Annotated in this window: 18 protein-coding genes and 1 pseudogene; 9 read left to right on the forward strand and 10 right to left on the reverse strand. The window is 69.9% G+C overall.

Features of this window, described 5'->3' with window-relative positions; all coding sequences use genetic code 11:
• Window positions 1-66: 66 nt before the first annotated feature.
• Entirely contained in the window at window positions 67-1,053 is a 987-nt protein-coding gene (locus tag ACIP79_RS09205) for a 1-aminocyclopropane-1-carboxylate deaminase/D-cysteine desulfhydrase (protein ID WP_401222089.1), read from the forward strand.
• Here ACIP79_RS09205 and ACIP79_RS09210 read toward each other — a convergent pair.
• From ACIP79_RS09210 to ACIP79_RS09220, 3 genes and pseudogenes are all read right to left on the reverse strand, one after another.
• Window positions 1,022-1,858, reverse strand: coding sequence for a L,D-transpeptidase family protein (locus ACIP79_RS09210; RefSeq protein ID WP_401221357.1), 837 nt, complete (start codon window positions 1,856-1,858; stop codon window positions 1,022-1,024). The two genes, ACIP79_RS09205 and ACIP79_RS09210, sit on opposite strands and share 32 nt — an antisense overlap.
• Before the next feature lie 85 nt (window positions 1,859-1,943).
• A pseudogene (locus tag ACIP79_RS09215) lies at window positions 1,944-2,132 on the reverse strand (hypothetical protein); the annotation flags it as partial.
• 162 nt (window positions 2,133-2,294) lie between these two features.
• Complete coding sequence (locus tag ACIP79_RS09220; RefSeq protein WP_401221359.1) at window positions 2,295-3,890, reverse strand: Na+/H+ antiporter; 1,596 nt, start codon at window positions 3,888-3,890, stop codon at window positions 2,295-2,297.
• A 61-nt stretch (window positions 3,891-3,951) separates the two neighbouring features.
• Here ACIP79_RS09220 and ACIP79_RS09225 point away from each other — a divergent pair, with 61 nt between their 5' ends.
• From ACIP79_RS09225 to ACIP79_RS09235, 3 genes are all read left to right on the forward strand, one after another.
• The gene (locus tag ACIP79_RS09225; protein ID WP_401221361.1) at window positions 3,952-4,212 is read left to right on the forward strand and encodes a UBP-type zinc finger domain-containing protein; all 261 of its coding nucleotides are present in this window, start codon (window positions 3,952-3,954) and stop codon (window positions 4,210-4,212) included.
• A 311-nt stretch (window positions 4,213-4,523) separates the two neighbouring features.
• Window positions 4,524-4,937, forward strand: coding sequence for an anti-sigma regulatory factor (locus ACIP79_RS09230; protein ID WP_266454474.1), 414 nt, complete (start codon window positions 4,524-4,526; stop codon window positions 4,935-4,937).
• Window positions 4,934-6,097 (forward strand): RNA polymerase sigma factor SigF, encoded by a 1,164-nt coding sequence (locus tag ACIP79_RS09235; RefSeq protein WP_401221364.1) that lies wholly within the window; start codon window positions 4,934-4,936, stop codon window positions 6,095-6,097. Before ACIP79_RS09230 ends, ACIP79_RS09235 begins: the two co-directional genes overlap by 4 nt.
• A gap of 32 nt (window positions 6,098-6,129) precedes the next feature.
• Here ACIP79_RS09235 and ACIP79_RS09240 read toward each other — a convergent pair whose 3' ends face one another.
• On the reverse strand, window positions 6,130-6,576 hold the full coding sequence (locus tag ACIP79_RS09240; protein ID WP_401221367.1) for a hypothetical protein: 447 nt from the start codon (window positions 6,574-6,576) through the stop codon (window positions 6,130-6,132).
• Between the two features lie 206 nt (window positions 6,577-6,782).
• On the opposite strand from ACIP79_RS09240, the gene ACIP79_RS09245 reads away from it, so the two are divergent.
• Window positions 6,783-7,751, forward strand: a complete 969-nt coding sequence (locus ACIP79_RS09245; RefSeq protein ID WP_383681772.1) for a diacylglycerol/lipid kinase family protein — start codon at window positions 6,783-6,785, stop codon at window positions 7,749-7,751.
• 318 nt (window positions 7,752-8,069) lie between these two features.
• Window positions 8,070-8,327, forward strand: coding sequence for a WhiB family transcriptional regulator (locus tag ACIP79_RS09250; protein ID WP_006380970.1), 258 nt, complete (start codon window positions 8,070-8,072; stop codon window positions 8,325-8,327).
• A 463-nt stretch (window positions 8,328-8,790) separates the two neighbouring features.
• On the opposite strand, the gene ACIP79_RS09255 is transcribed toward ACIP79_RS09250, so the two are convergent.
• Complete coding sequence (locus ACIP79_RS09255; protein ID WP_387185986.1) at window positions 8,791-10,257, reverse strand: sensor histidine kinase; 1,467 nt, start codon at window positions 10,255-10,257, stop codon at window positions 8,791-8,793.
• A gap of 499 nt (window positions 10,258-10,756) precedes the next feature.
• Window positions 10,757-11,449, reverse strand: a complete 693-nt coding sequence (locus ACIP79_RS09260; protein ID WP_401221371.1) for a TetR/AcrR family transcriptional regulator — start codon at window positions 11,447-11,449, stop codon at window positions 10,757-10,759.
• Between the two features lie 97 nt (window positions 11,450-11,546).
• On the opposite strand from ACIP79_RS09260, the gene ACIP79_RS09265 reads away from it, so the two are divergent.
• Together ACIP79_RS09265 and nagB are read left to right on the forward strand one after the other, a co-directional pair.
• A complete protein-coding gene (locus tag ACIP79_RS09265) occupies window positions 11,547-12,299 on the forward strand; it encodes an SDR family oxidoreductase (RefSeq protein WP_401221374.1) in 753 nt (250 codons plus the stop codon).
• Between the two features lie 168 nt (window positions 12,300-12,467).
• Window positions 12,468-13,253 (forward strand): glucosamine-6-phosphate deaminase, encoded by a 786-nt coding sequence (gene nagB / locus ACIP79_RS09270; RefSeq protein ID WP_401221377.1) that lies wholly within the window; start codon window positions 12,468-12,470, stop codon window positions 13,251-13,253.
• 600 nt (window positions 13,254-13,853) lie between these two features.
• On the opposite strand, the gene ACIP79_RS09275 is transcribed toward nagB, so the two are convergent.
• From ACIP79_RS09275 to ACIP79_RS09290, 4 genes are all read right to left on the reverse strand, one after another.
• Window positions 13,854-15,353: a glycoside hydrolase family 3 protein gene (locus ACIP79_RS09275; RefSeq protein WP_383681766.1), complete on the reverse strand. Its 1,500-nt coding sequence runs from the start codon at window positions 15,351-15,353 to the stop codon at window positions 13,854-13,856.
• A 9-nt stretch (window positions 15,354-15,362) separates the two neighbouring features.
• Window positions 15,363-16,193 carry a carbohydrate ABC transporter permease gene (locus ACIP79_RS09280; protein WP_383681764.1) on the reverse strand — a complete coding sequence of 277 codons (831 nt, stop codon included), beginning with the start codon at window positions 16,191-16,193 and terminating at the stop codon, window positions 15,363-15,365.
• Window positions 16,190-17,179, reverse strand: a complete 990-nt coding sequence (locus ACIP79_RS09285; RefSeq protein WP_401221382.1) for a carbohydrate ABC transporter permease — start codon at window positions 17,177-17,179, stop codon at window positions 16,190-16,192. Before ACIP79_RS09285 ends, ACIP79_RS09280 begins: the two co-directional genes overlap by 4 nt.
• Before the next feature lie 84 nt (window positions 17,180-17,263).
• Complete coding sequence (locus ACIP79_RS09290) at window positions 17,264-18,544, reverse strand: extracellular solute-binding protein (protein WP_383681761.1); 1,281 nt, start codon at window positions 18,542-18,544, stop codon at window positions 17,264-17,266.
• A gap of 405 nt (window positions 18,545-18,949) precedes the next feature.
• On the opposite strand from ACIP79_RS09290, the gene ACIP79_RS09295 reads away from it, so the two are divergent.
• Window positions 18,950-19,714 carry a GntR family transcriptional regulator gene (locus ACIP79_RS09295; protein WP_326720757.1) on the forward strand — a complete coding sequence of 255 codons (765 nt, stop codon included), beginning with the start codon at window positions 18,950-18,952 and terminating at the stop codon, window positions 19,712-19,714.
• Window positions 19,715-19,735: the final 21 nt, after the last annotated feature.

Raw genomic sequence — 19,735 nt, forward strand, 5'->3', positions numbered from 1 at the left:
GCCGGTCCCGGACACGTGTCCGACAATGTCCCTGTGACCAGCCCGGACATCCCCGCCGACCCCCACATATCCGAAGCGCCCGCGCCCGGCCCCGGCTCCGACCTCGGCCTCGACGTCCTGCGCCCCCGGCTTCCGTCACCGGCGCGGCTCGTCGTGGACGAGCGCCTGGACCGCCGTGGCCTCCGGCTGCTGCTCAAGCGGGACGACCTGATCCATCGGGAGCTGGTCGGCAACAAGTGGCGCAAGCTGGCCCCGAACCTGGCTGCGGCGGCGGGCCGCACGGTGGTCACGTTCGGCGGGGCGTACTCCAACCATCTGCGGGCCACGGCCGCCGCGGGCCGGCTTCTCCGCCTGCCCACCATCGGCGTGGTCCGGGGCGAGGAGCTGTCCGGGCAGCCCCTCAACCCCTCACTCGCCAGGTGCGCGGCCGACGGCATGCGACTGCACTTCGTCGACAGATCGACGTACCGGCGCAAGTCCGAGCCGGAGACACTCGCCGGGATCCTGCGCGCGCTGGGCGCCGAGGACGCGTACGTCGTGCCCGAGGGCGGCAGCAACTCCCTTGCCGTACGCGGATGCCGGGCGCTCGGCGAGGAGCTGCGCGGTCACGCCGACGTCGTCACCCTGCCCTGCGGCACCGGCGGCACGCTCGCCGGCCTGGCCGCCGGGCTCGCCCCTGACCAGCGCGCCCTGGGGATACCCGTCCTCAGGGGCGGCTTCCTGACCGCCGAAATACAGGGGCTCCAGATCGCGGCGTTCGGCACCCGCCGCGGTGACTGGTCCCTCGACGAGCGTTTCCACTTCGGTGGCTACGCACGCACCACCCCCGAACTGGAGGCGTTCGCGGCGGACTTCGAGCAGCGCCACGGTCTGCCGGTCGAACGTCTCTATGTCGCCAAGGCGCTGTACGGACTCCTCGCCCTGGCCGAGGAGGGCGCGTTTCCGCCCGGGACGACGGTGGCGGCCGTGATCACGGGAGCACCATTCCCGTCCCTCCCTGCGGGGCGCCCCGGCACCCCCCTCAGCGTTCGAGGGACGCCGCGTCTCCCATGACGATCACCGGGTGCCGGCCGGGGTCGAGGGTGCGCAGGAGTTCTTTCATCTGTTCCTCCGCCAGGCTCACGCAGCCGTGCGTGGGGCCGCCGTGGTCGACGTGCAGCCATATACCGCCGCCCTTGCCGTCGCCTAGCGGGCGGGTCCGGTCGAGGGGTGAGGTCCCGGGTCTGCGGTTGTAGTTGACGGCGATGACGTAGTCGAAGGAGCCGGCGAGGGCTTCGCCCTCGAAGCCCGTGCCGCCGACGGTGAAGCCACCCGACCGGTCGTACGGCAGCGCGGTGCCGGGATCGGCGAGCAGCCCGCCGGCGTCGGTGAGGGAGAAGACGCCGACGGGCGATCGGAGATCACCGGCGTGGTGGTCGTCCGTCCACCCCTCGCGGGCGTTGTGCGCCGGCCAGGTTTCCCCGGGTTCCCAGCCCGCGCCAGTACGGCGGTACAGCACCAACCGGGAGTCCGCCGAATCCCTGCCCCGGCCGGTGACCAGCACGACCTGGCGGGCGTTCGCGGGGATCTCGGACCGGGTGCGGGTGCCGAGATCCGGCAGTTCGGCGAGGGCGGACATCTCGCCGCTCGGGGAGGTCCGGCCAGGGACGGCCTGTGCCGTTCCGGGGCCGGTGGCCGCGGTGTGCCGCGGCCCGGCCGCCGTACATCCGGTGACCGTGAGGGACAGGCCCAGGGCCAGGACCGCGGTCGGCGACCTCAGCCCCTTCACTGCCGACGCGGTGGAGACGGCCGCCCGGCGGACACCGGACGGGGCACGGCGGAGCCGCCGTCGGGACGGGCGGCGTACTGGTGAAGTCATGATCCTCAGCCTGGTGGGGACATCGGGGGAGCCGGTCAGCTCCGGGGGCCGGGGCAGTCCGGTTCGGAGCCCGCCTCCGCTGGGCCCAGGGCACGTTCCAGCCATCGAGGCCGCCGCCTCCCTGGACGTCGTTGGGACCCACACTGCTGTGGCCGATGTTCGAGTGCCCGAAAACCGGGTCCGCACGCCAGTAGTCGCCGCGGATGAACGTGCCCGAGGTGGACAGCCGCATGGCGTGCGGGACGTCGGGGATGTCGAACTCACCGGCGAACCCCTCGTGGCGGTGAGGAAGACCGGCATCCTCACCCCGCCGGTGGACCCGCTCTCCGGGATGAACGCGCCGGTGAAGCGATCAGTTTCGGCCACGGCGGTGAACGCGATCACCTTCGAGGACCCACACCCCCGCACCCTTGCGCGGGGCGCCCGGAGCCCACCCTCACGTGGTCTCCCGGTACGCCGCCGCCTCCTCCAGGTCCAGCCTGCGCAGCAGCGTCCGCAGCATCTCGTCGTCGATGTAGCGGAGGTCGCGCAGCCGTACGAAGACCGCGCGTTCGGCGCCGATCATCTCGCCGGACAGCCTGCGGTAGGTGTCGTCGGCGGACTCGCCGGTCACCGGGTTCACCGAGCCGAGCCGTTCCCAGACGGCGTTGCGGCGGCGTTCCAGGACGGCGCGCAGCCGGTCGGCGAGTGGCGGGGGCAGCGCGTTGCGCTCGTCGGCGAGGAGCTCGTCGAGGCGCTGCTCGGCGGACCGGGAGGCCTGCGCCTGGGCGTTGGCCTCGGCGAGAGTCTCGGCCTGCGTGTCGCGCCCCGGCAGTTTCAGGAGGCGGATCAGCGGCGGCAGGGTCAGCCCCTGCACGACCAGGGTCCCGATCACCGTGGTGAAGGTGAGGAAGAGGATGAGGTTGCGGTCGGGGAACGGTTCGCCGCCGTGCATGGTGAGCGGGATCGAGAAGGCGATGGCGAGCGAGACCACGCCTCTCATCCCGGCCCAGCCGATGGCGAACGGCGCCTTCCAGGTGGGGTTCTCCTCCCGTTCACGGATCCGCGCCGAGAGAATGCGCGGCAGGAAGGTCGCGGGATACACCCACACGAACCGGGTCACGACCACCACGAGGAAGAGGGCCACCGCGTACCAGGCGGCGTCGGTCCCCTCGTACTCCCCAAGGCCCTTGAGGACGACCGGCAGTTGCAGGCCGATCAGGGCGAACACGGCGGACTCCAGGACGAAGGCGACCATCTTCCACACCGCCTCCTCCTGGAGCCTGGTCGCGAAATCGACCTCCCAGGAGCGGTGTCCGAGATAGAGGGCGACGACGACCACGGCGAGCACCCCGGAGGCGTGCACCTGCTCGGCGACCCCGTACGCGACGAAGGGGATCAGCAGGGAGAGGGTGTTCTGGAGAAGGGCCTCCTTCAGGTGGGTGCGCAGCCAGTGGAGCGGCATCATCAGGAGGAGTCCGACCGCGATGCCGCCGACCGCCGCGAGCAGGAACTCGCCGATGCCGCCCGCCCAGGTCGCGCCCTCGCCGACCGCCGCGGCGAGCGCCACCTTGTAGGCGGTGATCGCGGTCGCGTCGTTCACCAGGGACTCGCCCTGGAGGATCGTGGTGATCCGTGACGGCAGCCCCACCCGGCGCGCCACCGCGGTGGCCGCGACCGCGTCCGGCGGCGCCACCACCGCCCCCAGGACCAGCGCCGCCGTCAGCGGCAGACTCGGCACGAGCAGATAGGCGGCCCAGCCGACGACCAGCGTCGCGAAGAGGACGTAGCCGACCGACAAAAGCGCGACGGGCCGCAGTTGCGCCCGCAGATCGAGGTACGAGCTGTCGGTGGCCGCCGTATACAGCAACGGGGGAAGCAGCAGCGGGAGTACGACGTCGGGGTCGAGTTCGTACTCCGGCACCCCTGGGACGTACGAGACGAGCAGGCCGACCGTGACGAGCAGCAGGGGCGCCGGCACCGGTGTGCGGCGGGCCGCCGCCGCGCACGCGGCACTTCCCGCGACCAGCAACAGCAGTGGCAAAATGTGCATCGTCTTGCGCCCGCCCTCTTTTTCGCGCGGCTTCCCGCACACCCGACGTAACCTGGCAATCATGAAACAGTGCACGCACACCGACGCGCTGCCGCACTCCGAGCCCGAGCCGCAGAGCGAGACCTGTGTGGAGTGCGTGGCCGCCGGTACGCACCCGGTGCAGCTTCGTCTCTGTCTCACCTGCGGGCATCTCGCCTGTTGTGACTCCTCTCCGCTGCGGCACGCGACGGAGCACTTCAAGGACACGGGGCACGAGATCATGCGCACCTTCGAGCCCGGTGAGAGCTGGCGCTGGTGCTTCGTCGACCACGTACTCGTATGACCCGTCGGCTGCCGCTTCGACGGCATACTGACAGGGGTCGTGGATCACGTGCGCGTGTGACCCGCGATCCGGACGGTTCGACGGTCTGACGCCTGGGTACGTCAACCCGGCGCGTTCTCTTCCTATTTGGGGCCGCAGACCCCTAGCCACTGTCCGTACTCATATGCTTACTATGAGTGACGGCAAGGGGCGGGGTCCCCGGGACAGGAAACTTGGGAGCGCGGTAGCGTCACCGCTGAACCACCTAGCGCGTTACCCCGGGGGGCGACCCTCGGCCCCCTTGAAGAGCTTGTACCACCATGGAGGTGAGGGTGTCCCAGATCGCAGGCGAGCCCGCGACCAAGGACTTCGTGGAAGTCCGGCTGCCCGCCGCGGGCGCCTACCTGTCGGTGCTGCGTACGGCCACGGCCGGACTCGCGGCCCGTTTGGACTTCACCCTCGACGAGATCGAGGACCTGCGCATCGCGGTGGACGAGGCCTGCGCGATCCTGCTGCAGCAGGCCGTCCCCGGTTCGGTGCTGAGCTGTGTCTTCCGGCTCATCGACGACTCACTGGAGGTCACGGTCTCCGCCCCGACCACGGACGGTCACGCCCCCGCGCGGGACACGTTCGCCTGGACCGTCCTCTCCGCTCTCGCGGGCAAGGTCGAGTCCACCGTCGCCGAGGACAAGACCGTGACGATCAGCCTCTACAAACAGCGCGGCGCGGGACCCGGGCCGGCGTGAGGAACGGGGACGGGCCGGTGCGGGACGAAGAGCGCGGCACACGGGAGCTTCCCGCCGGGTTCGGGGGCGGGCCGCGGCGCACGGCCGGCGGCGTCGACGGCATCCCCGAGCAGGCCCGGCCGCACCCGGAGGACGGCGCGGCCTTCACGGAGACCGCGCCGGTCGACGAGGACGAACGGGAGAAGCTCTCCGGCCGGGGCGACGGGCGACGGGATCCGGAGGATGCCACGCCCGGCCCGTCCACAGAAGGACTGCTCGGGGCCTCCCCCGCACGAGCGGAGCCGAGAGCTCGGGGAACGGTGACGGGCGGGACTATGAGCGAGCACGAGCGAGACGACAAACCGGGGACGGAGAGCGTGCAGGGCGCGCAGCACGGGCCGAGCGCCCAGCACATCCGGCACGACCCCCAGGACCGCAGCGGGGCGCGGGCGATGTTCATCGAGCTGCGCAAACTGGCGGACGGCAGCGCCGAGTACGCGGAGCTGCGCAACCAGCTGGTCCGCATGCACCTGCCGCTCGTCGAGCACCTCGCGCGCCGCTTCCGCAACCGCGGCGAGCCGCTGGACGACCTCACGCAGGTCGCCACCATCGGCCTGATCAAGTCGGTGGACCGCTTCGACCCGGAGCGCGGGGTCGAGTTCTCGACGTACGCGACGCCGACGGTGGTCGGTGAGATCAAGCGCCACTTCCGTGACAAGGGCTGGGCGGTGCGCGTCCCGCGGCGCCTCCAGGAGCTGCGCCTCGCGCTCACCACGGCCACGGCCGAGCTGTCGCAGCAGCACGGCCGGTCCCCGACGGTGCACGAGCTGGCCGAGAAGCTCGCCATCTCGGAGGAGGAGGTCCTGGAGGGCCTGGAGTCCGCCAACGCGTACTCCACGCTGTCCCTGGACGTTCCCGACACCGACGACGAGTCCCCGGCCGTCGCGGACACCCTGGGCGCCGAGGACGAGGCACTGGAGGGCGTCGAGTACCGCGAGTCCCTCAAGCCGCTCCTGGAGGACCTGCCGCCCCGCGAGAAGCGCATCCTGCTGCTGAGGTTCTTCGGCAACATGACCCAGTCGCAGATCGCCCAGGAAGTCGGCATCTCCCAGATGCACGTCTCCCGGCTGCTGGCCCGCACCCTGGCCCAGCTCCGCGAGAAGCTGCTCGTCGAGGAGTAGGACCCCGCCCCGGGGTGGTCCTGCGGGGCCGGCTACTTCTCCCGGACGCCGCCCGGGCCTTGGATTCCCAGCGCCCGGGTCGTCGCCGGATTGACCAGCAGCACCAGGGCCGTGACCGCGACGACCGCGAGGACGATGCCTCCGGGAATCGCCAGGCTGTCGGCCTGGAGCAGGTTGTAGGCGACGGGCAGCGCCATGATCTGGGTGACCACCGCGGGGCCCCGGCTCCAGCCGCGGCGAAGCAGCAGGCCACGCGCGGCCAGCAGCGGCAGCAGGGCGAGCACGATCAGCGTCACACCGCCGGTGACGGCCTGCTGCCGGTCGTCCGGGTCGCCCGCGAGGCCCAGTACGAGCACGTAGACACCCCCCGCGGCCAGCGCTAGCCCCTCCAGCGCGAGCAGCGCCGCCGCGGCGGTCAACCGCCGGGGGCGGGGGTCTGCGGCGGGGGCGTCTGGGCTGGGATTCGGCTCACGGCTCACCTCTGAAGAGTAGCGTTCGGTCCCGGCCGGCCGATGGCCCCGGTGGCCCCGCCGAGGTGGTGGCCAGGACCGCGCCGGCGCGTACGGCCCCTCTCTCCACGTGGCCGGGCTCTCGACCCTCCACGTGGCCAGGCTCACGGCCGGGACTCTTACTTGATCCCTACTCGGCCTGGGCCGAGTACCACCGAGTAGGTACGCTGCATCGCATGCGTGCACTTCTCGTGGTCAATCCGGCGGCAACCACCACAAGTGCGCGCACGCGCGATGTCCTGATTCACGCGTTGGCGAGCGAGATGAAGCTGGACGCGGTCACGACCGAGTACCGCGGGCACGCCAGAGACCTCGGCAGGCAGGCCGCGGACAGTGAGGACATAGATCTCGTCGTCGCCCTCGGCGGCGACGGAACGGTCAACGAAGTGGTGAACGGCCTGCTGCACCGCGGCCCCGACCCGGCGAGGCTGCCCCGTCTCGCGGTCGTCCCCGGCGGCTCCACCAATGTCTTCGCCCGCGCGCTGGGACTGCCCAACGACGCGGTGGAGGCCACCGGTGCCCTGCTGGACGCGCTGCGCGAGGAGCGCGAGCGGACCATCGGCCTCGGCCTCGCGGCCGGCACCCCGGGCACCGAGGACGAGTCGGTGCCGTCCCGCTGGTTCACCTTCTGCGCGGGCCTCGGCTTCGACGCGGGTGTGATCGGCAGGGTCGAACAGCAGCGTGAACGCGGCAAGCGCTCCACGCACGCCTTGTATTTGCGCCAAGTACTACGGCAGTTTCTGGACGATCCTCACCGCAGGCACGGAACGATCACCCTGGAGCGTCCCGGCCAGGACCCGGTCACCGATCTGATCCTCTCCATAATCTGCAACACCTCCCCGTGGACGTTTCTCGGCAATCGTCCGGTGTACGCCTCACCTAAGGCCTCGTTCGATACCGGCCTCGACGTACTCGGCCTCAGCCGCATGTCGACCCCCGCGATTGCCCGGTATGCCACCCAGTTGCTCACTTCGTCCCCCGAGCGCGGCCCCCATGGCAAGCACGCGGTGTCACTGCACGATCTGACGGACTTCACCTTGCATTCGAAGGCTCCGCTCCCCCTCCAGATGGACGGCGACCACCTCGGACTGCGCACGAGCGTGACGTTCACAGGCGTTCGCCGTGCACTGCGTGTGATTGTGTGAGTGGAAGACCCCAAAGTCCTTTCACTCGAACGTTTAGACCAGGGTCCACCCCATGGAAGTACGGCTGTGACCTAGTCGACACCGAGGAATCAAAAAAAACTTTCCAGAAGGGGTTGTATCCGCCGCTGAGGTTTGCGAGTCTCTACGTGGCGCTCGGGACGGCCCGCAACATCGGCCCCACGAAGAGCCAGAACCCCTCCTCAAAGCTCAGGACCACGTCAGGTCATCTGACAGTCGGCCCTTCACTTGTTGAGGGATTCGTGAAAGCGTTCACATTCACAAGCAACGTGCATGTAATACCAAGGAGAGGTAGCAGCCATGGACTGGCGTCACAACGCCGTTTGCCGCGAGGAAGACCCCGAGCTCTTCTTCCCCATCGGCAACACCGGTCCTGCGCTGCTGCAGATCGAGGAAGCCAAGGCCGTCTGCCGCCGCTGCCCCGTCATGGAGCAGTGCCTGCAGTGGGCGCTCGAGTCCGGCCAGGACTCCGGCGTCTGGGGTGGCCTCAGCGAGGACGAGCGTCGCGCGATGAAGCGCCGCGCCGCCCGCAACCGAGCCCGTCAGGCCACCGCCTGACGCTCCACCCCTCACGAGCCTGAGCTTGGCGGCGCGTACAGCGAGTACGCATCTCCCGCCCCCGAGCCGCAGCGCGCAGTACCCCCGATGCGCATAGCAGCGTAGAGCGTAACCAGTGGCCCCGGACCAGCAGTTGGTCCGGGGTCGCTGTCATGGGTGGGTGGGGCTGGTGTTGGTGCTGGCTGTTCGGGGCGCGCCGGCCGTTCGGTCTTCGGGTCGCGCCCACCGTTCGGCTCGCTCGGACTGTTGGGCTCGCTCCGGCCGGCCGGTCGACTCGTTCCGGCCGTTCGGGTCGCTCCGGCCGTTTCGCTCTTTGCTTCTGCGTGGATTGCGTGGAGGAATTGGTGAGTTGTTCGGCCGACGGAGGGCGGGGTGGGGTCGGGCGAGGCGGGCTGGGGCGGGCTGGGCGCTGATGCCGGGACGGCCGGCGGCCGCTTTCCGTCGGTGCGGCCGTCGCTTCCGCTTATTTCTGTGCCCGTACCGGAACGTCCAGGATCACCTGGGTGCCGCGCTCCGGGGCCGCCACCATGTCGAACGTGCCGCCCAACTCACCCTCCACGAGGGTCCGTACGATCTGGAGGCCCAGGTTTCCCGAGCGGTGCGGGTCGAAGCCCTCGGGGAGACCGACCCCGTCGTCCTGGACGGTGACCAGGAGCCTGGCGTCCTTGGTCGTGCCGCCGCGGACCGCCGAGACCTCGACCGTGCCACGGTCGCCTTCGCGGAAGCCGTGCTCCAGGGCGTTCTGCAGAATCTCGGTGAGGACCATGGAGAGCGGGGTCGCGACCTCGGCGTCCAGAATCCCGAAGCGGCCGGTGCGTCGGCCGATGACCTTGCCGGGCGAGATCTCGGCGACCATGGCTAGCACCCGGTCGGCGATCTCGTCGAACTCCACCCGCTCGTCCAGGTTCTGGGAGAGCGTCTCGTGCACGATCGCGATCGATCCCACCCGGCGTACGGCTTCCTCCAGAGCCTCCCGGCCCCGGTCCGACTCGATCCGCCTGGCCTGGAGCCGCAGCAGCGCCGCCACCGTCTGGAGGTTGTTCTTCACCCGGTGATGGATCTCCCGGATGGTCGCGTCCTTGGTGATCAACTCACGCTCGCGGCGCCGCAGTTCGGTGACGTCACGCAGCAGCACCAGGGAACCGACCCGGGTCCCCTTGGGTTTCAGCGGAATCGCGCGCAGCTGGATCACGCCCTCCCCGCTCTCGATCTCGAACTCGCGGGGCGCCCAGCCGCTGGCGACCTTGGACAGCGCCTCGTCCACCGGCCCCCGGGACGGCGCGAGTTCGGCCGTGGTCGAGCCGAGGTTGTGCCCCACCAGGTCGGCGGCCAGGCCGAGGCGGTGGTACGCCGACAGCGCGTTCGGTGACGCGTACTGGACCGTTCCGTCCGCGTCGAGGCGGATCAGCCCGTCGCCGACACGGGGCGAGGCGTCCATGTCGACCTGGTGGTCGGGGAACGGGAAGGTCCCGGCCGCGATCATCTGGGCGAGATCGGAGGCGCTCTGGAGGTACGTCAGCTCCAGCCGGCTCGGGGTGCGCACGGTGAGGAGGTTGGTGTTGCGGGCGATGACTCCGAGGACCCGCCCCTCACGTCGTACGGGAATGGACTCCACCCGGACGGGGACTTCCTCGCGCCACTCCGGATCGCCCTCGCGCACGATCCTGCCCTCGTCCAGCGCGACGTCCAGCAGGGGGCGGCGGCCACGCGGGACGAGGTGCCCGACCATGTCGTCCTGATACGAGGTGGGGCCGGTGTTGGGCCGCATCTGGGCTACGGAGACATAGCGGGTGCCGTCGCGGGTGGGGACCCACAGGACGAGGTCGGCGAAGGAGAGGTCGGAGAGCAACTGCCACTCCGAGACCAGCAGATGCAGCCACTCGAGGTCGGAATCACCCAGGGCGGTGTGCTGGCGGACGAGGTCGTTCATGGAGGGCACATGTGCGAGCGTACCCGGCGTATACGACAGGCCCCGAAATCAGCTGTCCGCGGAGGCAGCCACGGAAGCCACTGCGGGGGCTGGAGACACCCGCGGGCCGCGGCGCCTGAGAGGGACCCTCAGCCCTCCCGGCACCGCAGCCCGGAGCAACAACGGCCACGGGGTGTGCGGTCCCGATCGGCCGAAGAGAGGAGCCGGAGCAGTCAGGGCAGAGAGCGCCGGTTCCTCGGTCCGCCTTCCTGTGCGGGGAAGACGGAGGCTTGTTCAGTTGAAACTCTTGGAGTCCTACCCAGGCATTGCCCGAGCCCTACCTGTTCAGAGCCGAAGTTCTATCCGAGAAGTCCTACCCGAACATTGTGGACTAGACCATGTGCCCGCGTCCATGGTGCCCGCGCCGGTGGGTGGACGGATGTTCGTCACCGTGTTTTCGCCCGGCGGCCGCCCGTCCAGCACCCGTCGGCATCCACCACGCAGATTAGCCCGGCACGGTTCACGATGGGGGCCAGATCGCCATCGCGACTTCGGCGAGGGCTGTCAGCTCCTTCTGGGTCGCGCCGTCGCGGGCCTGCTGGGACATCCCCTGGATCACCGCCCCGGTGTGCCGGGCGAACGCCGCCGCGTCGGTGTCCGGCGGTAGCTCACCCGCGGCGATCCCGGCCCTGATACGGCTCTCGAACTCGGCGATGTTGGCGTTGCGCCGCGCCCGCAGGGACGCCTCGACCTCGGGTGTCGTGCAGTTCGTGGCCGCGTGGATGACCAGACAGCCATGTGGACGGCCCGGTTCCGTGTACTCGGTGGCTGCCTCGCGCAGCATCCGCCGCACGGCTGCCCGCGCCGTGGGCTCCTCGGCGAGAGCGCGCTCACCGAACGAGCCGTACTTCGTGCCGTACACCCGGACCACCTCGTCGAAGAGCGAGCGCTTGTCGCCGAACGCGGCGTACAGGCTCGGCGCCCCGATGCCCATGACGCGGGTCAGGTCGGAGACGGAGGTCCCCTCGTACCCGTGTTCCCAGAAGGCGAGGATCGCCTTCTCCAGCGCGGTCTCGCGATCGAAGGACCGGGGACGGCCCCGCTGCTTGGCCGCCACCTTGGCCTTGGACCCACCGTCTGCCCGGTCGTCCGCCCCGCCACCCGATTCGTCGTCCGGCCCGGGCCGGACCTCGCTCGCCTGCCTGCTCACCATGGGATGGATTTTATAGCGGGTACTAGAGAAATGTCGGCGGCCTGTTGTACGGTTTTTTCTGTAGCGACCATTAGAGAAATGCGAAGGGGGCGTCGACATGGGTGTGCTCACGGACAGGACGGCACTCGTCACGGGCGGCGGCAGGGGCATCGGGCGGGGTATCGCCGAGCGGCTGGGGAGGGACGGTGCGCGGGTGGCCGTGCACTACGGGAGCGACGAGTCGGCCGCGAACCGGACCGTCGCCGCGATCGAGGCCGCGGGCGGATCGGCGTTCGCGATCGGGGTGGAGCTCGGGCGGCCGGGCGACGCGGAGGCACTCTGGGAGGCCTTCGACCGGCACGCGAGCGGGCTGGACATCCTGGTGAACAACGCGGGGATCGGCACGTCGAGCGCGCTGGAGGAGATCGACGAGAGGGAGTACGACAGGGTCTTCGCGGTGAACGTGAAGGCGCCCCACTTCATCGTCAGGCACGGCCTCGACCGGATCCGGGACGGCGGCCGGGTCATCAACATCTCCTCGGGGCTCGCGCGGACCGCGGTGATGCCGGACAAGATGGCGTACGCGATGACCAAGGGCGCCCTGGACGTCTTCACCCGCGACCTGTCCAAGGTCCTCGGCCCCCGGGGCATCACCGTGAACTCGGTGGCGCCGGGGATCATCGACACCGAGAGCAACGCCGGGTTCCTGCGCGCGAGCGACGAGTCCTGGGCCGGGGCGGCGGCGATATCCGCGCTGGGGAGGGTGGGGACCACGGCGGACGTCGCGGACGTGGTGGCGTTCCTCGCCTCGGACGCGGGGCGATGGGTGACGGGCAGCTGGGTGGACGCGACGGGGGGTTCGCTGACCTAGTCCGGGGCCCCGGGCGTCCATGCCTGGACGGCGTGCGGGGTGCGGGAACGGCGAGGGTTGGACACGATGGTCTGGTGAGGCTCTGCTAGATTGGTCTATACCACATGTGTCCCCCTTTGGATTCCATTGGATTCCAGTCGAGTCCCCTCTCAGATCGGCAGGCCCAGCGTGGAAGTTGTCATCGTCCCGGACGCCAAGGCGGGCGGCGAGCTGATCGCCGAGGCCATGGCGGAGCTGCTCCGACGCAAGCCCGACGCCCTGCTCGGCGTGGCCACCGGCTCGACTCCGCTGCCCATCTACGAAGCGCTGGCGGCGAAGGTGAAGGCCGGTGCCGTGGACGCCTCGCGGGCGCGGGTCGCACAGCTGGACGAGTACGTGGGGCTGCCGGCCGAGCATCCCGAGTCCTACCGCTCGGTGCTGCGCCGCGAGGTGCTGGAGCCGCTCGGGCTGGACCTGAAGGCGTTCCTGGGGCCGGACGGTACGGCGGAGGGCATACGGGCGGCGTGCGAGGCCTACGACGCCGCGCTGGCCTCGGCCGGTGGAGTCGATCTCCAGCTGCTCGGGATCGGGACCGACGGGCACATCGGGTTCAACGAGCCGTGCTCCTCGCTCGCCTCGCGGACCCGGATCAAGACGCTGACCGAGCAGACCCGCGTCGACAACGCGCGGTTCTTCGAGGGCGACATCGAGCAGGTGCCGCAGCACGTCATCACGCAGGGCATCGGCACGATTCTTGAGGCCCGGCACCTGGTGCTGCTCGCGACGGGCGAGGGCAAGGCGGACGCGGTCGCCGCGACCGTGGAGGGGCCGGTCGCCGCGGTCTGCCCGGCCTCGGCCCTCCAGCTCCACCAGCACGCCACCGTGGTCGTCGACGAGGCGGCGGCCTCCAAGCTCAAGCTCGCCGACTACTTCCGGCACACCTTCGCCAACAAGCCGGACTGGCAGGGGATCTAGAGCTCCGACCGTATTCGCCCGGACGCGGGCACGGATGCGAATCCGGATCCGGATCCGGATCCGGATGCGGATGCGGATGCGGATCCGGATCCGGATCCGGACGCGGGCACGGATCCGGATGCGGCACGGATCCGGACGCGGACGCGGACGTACGAAGGTGCCGGGTCACCCCCCGTGGGCGACCCGGCACCTTCGTGTCCAGGGAACAACGGCCCGCGCGACGGGCCTAGGGGCCGACGGACCGGCGGCCAGCGGACCGGCGGACCGAACGGTCACCGGACCGGACCGGACCGGCCCCTTACCCGACCGGCCTGTGGACCGGACGATCACCGGACTCGACCGGCCTACGGACCGGACGGGCCCCGGGACCGTGTCGGCCGGCGGACAGGACCGGCCCAGCGGATCGACAGGCCACCGGCCCGAGCGGACCCGAGGACCACTGACCCGAGCCGACCTCACAGACCATCAGCTCACCGACCTCACAGACCGTCAGCTAACCGGCACCACTGACCACCAGACCACCGGCCCAAGCCACCCCGCGCAACCCCAGCCCCCCAGAACCGCAGAACACCAGCCCCTGACCCGCGACCGCAAAGCCGCCTACTCCCCCGCGATGACCTCCGCCGCCGCACGGCCGCAGACGTTCGCGGCGCCGTGGGTGGCGATGTGCAGGGTGCCCCTCGGCGGGGCCTGGGGGACGCCCATCTCGACGACGATCGTGTCGGGGCGGGCGGCGAGGAGGGTGTCGAGGGCCGTCGCCATCCAGGGATGGCGGTGTTCGTCGCGGACGACGGCGACGACGCGGCGGGGGCCCGCGACGGAGAGCGCCACCACGGCGGCGTCCTCACCGGCGAAGCTGCCGGTCTCCGTGCCGGGGAGCAGCCGGGTGAGTTCCGCGGCCACGCCCCAGGGCGTCTCGTCGCCGACGGCGATGTTGGCGACGGGGGTGAGCAGGGCGACGTACGGCGCCTCGGTGACCGGGACGTACGACTCGGTGCGCGTCACCGCGAGCGCACGGCGGGCGGCGACGAGTCCGACCTCGGCATGTCCGTCCGGGGCAGGGTGGGTCCCCGACGCGGCGGAGGCTGCGGAACCCGTCCAGCGGGCCAGGTCCCGCACCCGCGCCGCCGCGTCCGCGAGGCGTTCCTCGGGGAGTTCGCCGGTGCGTACCGCCGAGACGAGGGCGTCGCGCAGGAGACGTACGGTGTCGTCGTCCGCCAGCCCGCCGCCCACGCAGATCGCGTCGGCGCCGGCCGCGATGGCGAGGACGCTGCCGCGTTCGATGCCGTAGGCCGCGGCGATGGCCCGCATCTCCATGCCGTCGGTGACGATGAGGCCGTCGTAGCCGAGTTCCCCGCGGAGCAGGCCCGTGAGGATGCGCCGGGAGAGGGTGGCCGGGTGGTCGGCGTCCAGCGCCGGCACCAGGATGTGCGCGCTCATCACCGCACGCGTCCCGGCGGCGATGGCGGCCCGGAACGGGGCGAGTTCGCGGGCGTCGAGCACCGGCCGGTCCACGTCGATGCGCGGCAGCGCGTGGTGCGAGTCGACCGCCGTGTCGCCGTGCCCGGGGAAGTGCTTGGTGCAGGCGGCGACGCCCGCCGCCTGGAGCCCGGTGACGTAGGCGGCCGTGTGCCGGGCCACCAGGTCGGTGTCGGCGCCGAAGGACCGTACGCCGATCACGGGGTTGTCGGGGTTGGAGTTCACGTCGGCCGACGGCGCCCAGTTGAGGTTCACCCCGCACGCGGCGAGGCGGCGGCCGAGCTCGAAGGCGACGTCACGGGTCAGGGAGACGTCGTCCACCGCGCCCAGGGCGTGGTTGCCGGGGAAGGAGGAGCCGGTGCGGACCTCCAGGCGGGTGACGTCCCCGCCCTCCTCGTCGATGGCCACCAGCACGTCGTCGCGTTCGGCACGCAACTGGGCTGTGAGGGCGGCGAGTTGGTCGGGTGAGGCGATGTTGCGGCCGAACAGGCCGACCGAGGCCAGGCCCTCCCCCAGCCGCCGGAGCAGCCAGTCGGGGGCGGTGGTTCCTGTGAAACCGGGCTGGAGGACGGTCAGCGCGTCGCGCGTGAGCGTGTCCGTACCACTGGCGATTGTCGTCATCGGGTGGCGTTATCCCTTCACAGCGCCTGAGGTGAGGCCGCTGACGGCCTTGCGCTGAAGGAAGACGAAGAGGATCAGGATCGGTACCGCGAAGAGCGAGGACGCTGCCATGGTGGCCCCCCAGTCGTCCCCGAAGACCGTCCGGAAGCTGTTCAGCCACAGCGGGAGGGTCTGGGCCTCGATGTCCTTGTTGAGGATGAGGACCATGGGGAACTCGTTCCAGGCCGTGATGAACCCGAAGAGCGAGGTGGCCATCAGGCCGGGCGCGAGCAGCGGGAAGATCACCTTGATGAAGGCCTGGGTGCGGGTGCAGCCGTCGACCATGGCCGACTCCTCCAACTCCTTGGGCACGGCGGCGACATAGCCGCGCAGCGTCAGGATGGTGAAGGGCAGCACCATGATCATGTAGAAGAGGGTCAGCGGGACCAGGCTGTTGAGCAGGTCGGCGTCGCGCACGATCATGTAGGCCGCGATGACCATGACTTCCCATGGAGCCATCTGCGCGATCATGAACGTGAGGATGAAGCCGCGCCGTCCCCGGAACCGCATCCGCGCGAGGGCGAAGGACGCGAAGAGCGCGATGACGAGGGACAGCAGCACCGAAAGCACGGTGACGGTCAGGGAGTTGCCGACCAGGGTCCAGAAGTGGTCGGCGTCCATCGCCGTCCTGAAGTGCTCCAGCGTCACGTCGGTCGGGAAGAAGACCGGGGTCTCGGAGATGATGTCGCCGGTCGGCTTGAAGGCCGTGGCGAACATCCAGTAGACGGGGAACGCGCAGATCACGAAGAGGACGATCGCCGTCGCGTTGGGCCACACGCGGCCCATCAGAGAGCGCTTCACAGCTCGTCCTCCTCCTGCTTGATGACGGTCCGGAGGTAGTAGGCGGTCAGGGCCAGCAGGATCAGGATGGTGAGGAACGAGATCGCCGCGCCCATGCCGAAGTGCTGGTTGCCGACGCCCTCGACGAAGGCGTAGACCGGCAGGGTCTCGGTGAGCCGGTCAGGGCCGCCCTGGTTCATCGCGAAGAGCTGCGTGAACGACTTGAAGACCCAGATGATCTCAAGGAAGGTCGTGGCCCACAGGAAGGGCCGCAGGAACGGGAAGGTCACCGAGGTGAAGGACTTCCAGGCGCCGGCGCCGTCCAGCGCGGCGGCCTCGTACAGCTCCTTGGAGATCGTGGTCGTCGCGGCGTAGAGGTTGATCGCCACGAACGGGACGGACTGCCAGACGATCAGCAGGGTGACCACGGAGAAGGTGGAGAACTGGCTGCCGAGCCAGTTGTAGTCGGCCATGGAGTGCCAGCCGAGCTTGTCCAGGATCCAGTTGACGACGCCGAAGCGCTGGGCGAACAGCCACTGGTAGACCGTGGTCGCCGCGATCATCGGCATCGCCCAGGCCAGCACCAGGCCGAGCAGCAGCGTCAGCCGCATGCGCTTGCCGAGGCGGGCCAGGAGCAGGCCGACGAGGGTGCCGAACACCATGATGAGAACGACGTTCGCGGCGGTGAAGACGACCGTCCGCACCACGACGTTCCAGAAGTCCGAGCCGGACAGGACCTCTTGGTAGTTGTCGATCCCGTTCCACTCGGTGAGGTGGAGGATCAGCTGCCGCGGGTTGAGGTTCTGGAACGACAGCATGCCGTTCTTCACCAACGGCCAGCCGAGGAGCACCGCGGTGGCCGCCAACGCGGGCAGCAGGAGCAGATAGGGGGCGGACGCGCCGCCTCGCTTCCGCTTCGGGTTCTGTCCCTCGCCCGGAGGGGGTGCGCCGGTCTTGCCGGTCCCGGCCGCCGGGACCGCGTCCGCGCGTTCGGTCTGCACTGACATGCTCGCCATCTCTCTGTGGCCCTACTGGTCATGCACCACGGCACCGGGGCGCCCCGATCACGGGACGCCCCGGTGCGCGGGCGATCAGCTCGTCTGCGAGAGACGCTTGTTGATCTCGTCCTCGACCTGCTTGGCCGCCTCGGCGGGCGACTTACCGTTCAGCACGGCGGTCATGTAGGTCTTGATCGGGTTGGGAGCGTTCTCCACGGCGGCCCACTCGGGGATCAGCGGCGTGGTGCCACCGAAGGCCGCAGCCGGGGCGGCGGCCACCGCGGCGGGGTTGGCCGTGAGGTTGGACTGCAGCGACTCCTTGTTCGGGATGACGCCGTTCTCCTTGGCGAGCGCGCCCTCGAACTTGTCGGACAGCGCCAGCTTCAGGAACTCCTGGGCCAGCTCCTGCTTCTTGCTGCCCGCGGCCACCGCGAAGTTGGAACCGCCGAGGAAGACACCCTCGGGCTTGTCGGCCGTCTCACCGGGGATGGTGAAGTAGCCGATGTTCTTCTCGATGTCCTTGTTGGCGGCGATGGCCGTGCCGGCCTCCCAGCCCATGCCGATGAAGGCACCGACGTCGCCCTTGGCGAACACCTCGGCCTGCTGCGGGGTCGCCTCGTCCTTGTCCTTGGGCGCCTTGGAGAAGGCCTGGTACTCCTTGTAGATCTCCATGGCCGCGGTGACCTTGGGGTCCGCGAGGTTGGAGACGTACTTGTCGCCGTCCTTCTTCACCAGGTCGGCACCCTGGCCGATGGTGAGGCCGTCGAAGAAGTACCAGTTCTGGCCGGGCAGGTAGATCGGCTCGGCCTTGGTCTTCTTCTCGATGGCTTCGAGGTCCTTGAAGAACTCGTCGCGGGTCTTGGGAGTGTCCGTGATGCCGGCGTCGGCCCAGACCTTCTTGTTGTAGATGACGACGCGGTTGGCGAAGTACCACGGGGCCGCGTACTGCTTGCCGTCGAAGACGGAGGACGCGTTGAGGGCCTCGGTCCAGTCGGCGCCGATCTCCGACTTGAGGTCCGAGAGGTCGGCGAGACCGCCGGTGGCCGCGTAGGCGGGGGTCTGGGTGTTGCCGACCTCGATGACGTCCGGCGGGTTCTCCTCGGAGAGCGCCGTGGTGATCTTCTGCTGGATGCCGTTCCACTGCTGCGTCTCGAACTTCAGCGTGGCGCCGGTCTGCTTCTCGAAGGCCGCGGTGAGGTCCTTGGTCCAGCCGGGAGGCGTGGAGCCGTCCATGGCCCAGACGGTCAGGGTCTCGCCCTTGAAACCGTCGGCGGCAGCGGCCTTGTCGCCGCTGTCCCCGTCGTCGCCCCCACACGCCGCGATGGAAACCATCATGCCCGCGATACCGATCGCGGCTATCAGCTTGCGCTTCACGCCATCCTCCTCAGGGATGCCACAATCCCCCCTGCCCACCGCGTGACATACGCCGAGTACTGCCCGTGGGGCTGGGACCTGGACCAATGGTGTAGACCAGTACGGGGAGCTTGGCCTAGACCTAGAGGGGTGTCAAGGGTGTGTAAGCCCGCCCAGACGGACGTTATGGGACCGACATATGCAAGGACCTTTAAGTAGGTAAGCGGCATAACAGGCGGCCCTGTTCACACAGATGGGCGGCCACTTGCGCGCGCGGTGGACTAGACCAACCAGGAACGCCGACGGTATATAGAGGGGATCACGGAGCGTGCGGGGGGACACTCGCGCGGCAAGCCGTGCCACGATGTGAGCCGTGACCGATCGGGTAGGTCGGTCGCTTCGGCACCGGAGCCGGGAAGGCAGAACATGAGCACCGACGTCAGCAGTGCGGAGAACGAGGGTGGGGCCCCCATCCGTACCGCGCGCGTGCCCAAGTACTACCGCCTGAAGAAGCACCTTCTCGACATGACGGAGACGCTCCCGCCGGGCACTCCGGTGCCGCCCGAGCGCACTCTGGCCGCCGAGTTCGACACCTCCCGCACGACCGTGCGCCAGGCCCTCCAGGAGCTCGTCGTCGAGGGCCGCCTGGAACGCATCCAGGGCAAGGGCACGTTCGTCGCGAAGCCGAAGGTCTCCCAGGCCCTCCAACTCACCTCGTACACCGAGGACATGCGAGCCCAGGGCCTCGAACCCACATCGCAGCTCCTGGACATCGGGTACATCACCGCGGACGAGACCCTTGCCGGTCTGCTGGACATCTCCGCGGGCGGCCGGATCCTGCGCATCGAGCGCCTGCGGCTGGCGAGCGGCGAACCGATGGCGATCGAGACGACCCACCTGTCCGCGAAGCGGTTCCCCGCCCTGCGCAGGTCGCTCGTCAAGTACACCTCGCTCTACACCGCGCTCGCCGAGGTGTACGACGTCCACCTCGCCGAGGCCGAGGAGACCATCGAGACCTCGCTGGCCACCCCGCGCGAGGCCGGCCTGCTCGGCACCGACGTCGGCCTCCCCATGCTGATGCTCTCCCGCCACTCGATCGACCGGCAGGGCGAACCGGTGGAGTGGGTGCGGTCGGTGTACCGCGGGGACCGCTACAAGTTCGTGGCACGGCTCAAGCGGCCGCAGGAGTAGCGGCCTCCGGGACCGGCCACC

The organism is Streptomyces sp. NPDC088747 (assembly GCF_044751025.1).
GTDB lineage: Bacteria > Actinomycetota > Actinomycetes > Streptomycetales > Streptomycetaceae > Streptomyces.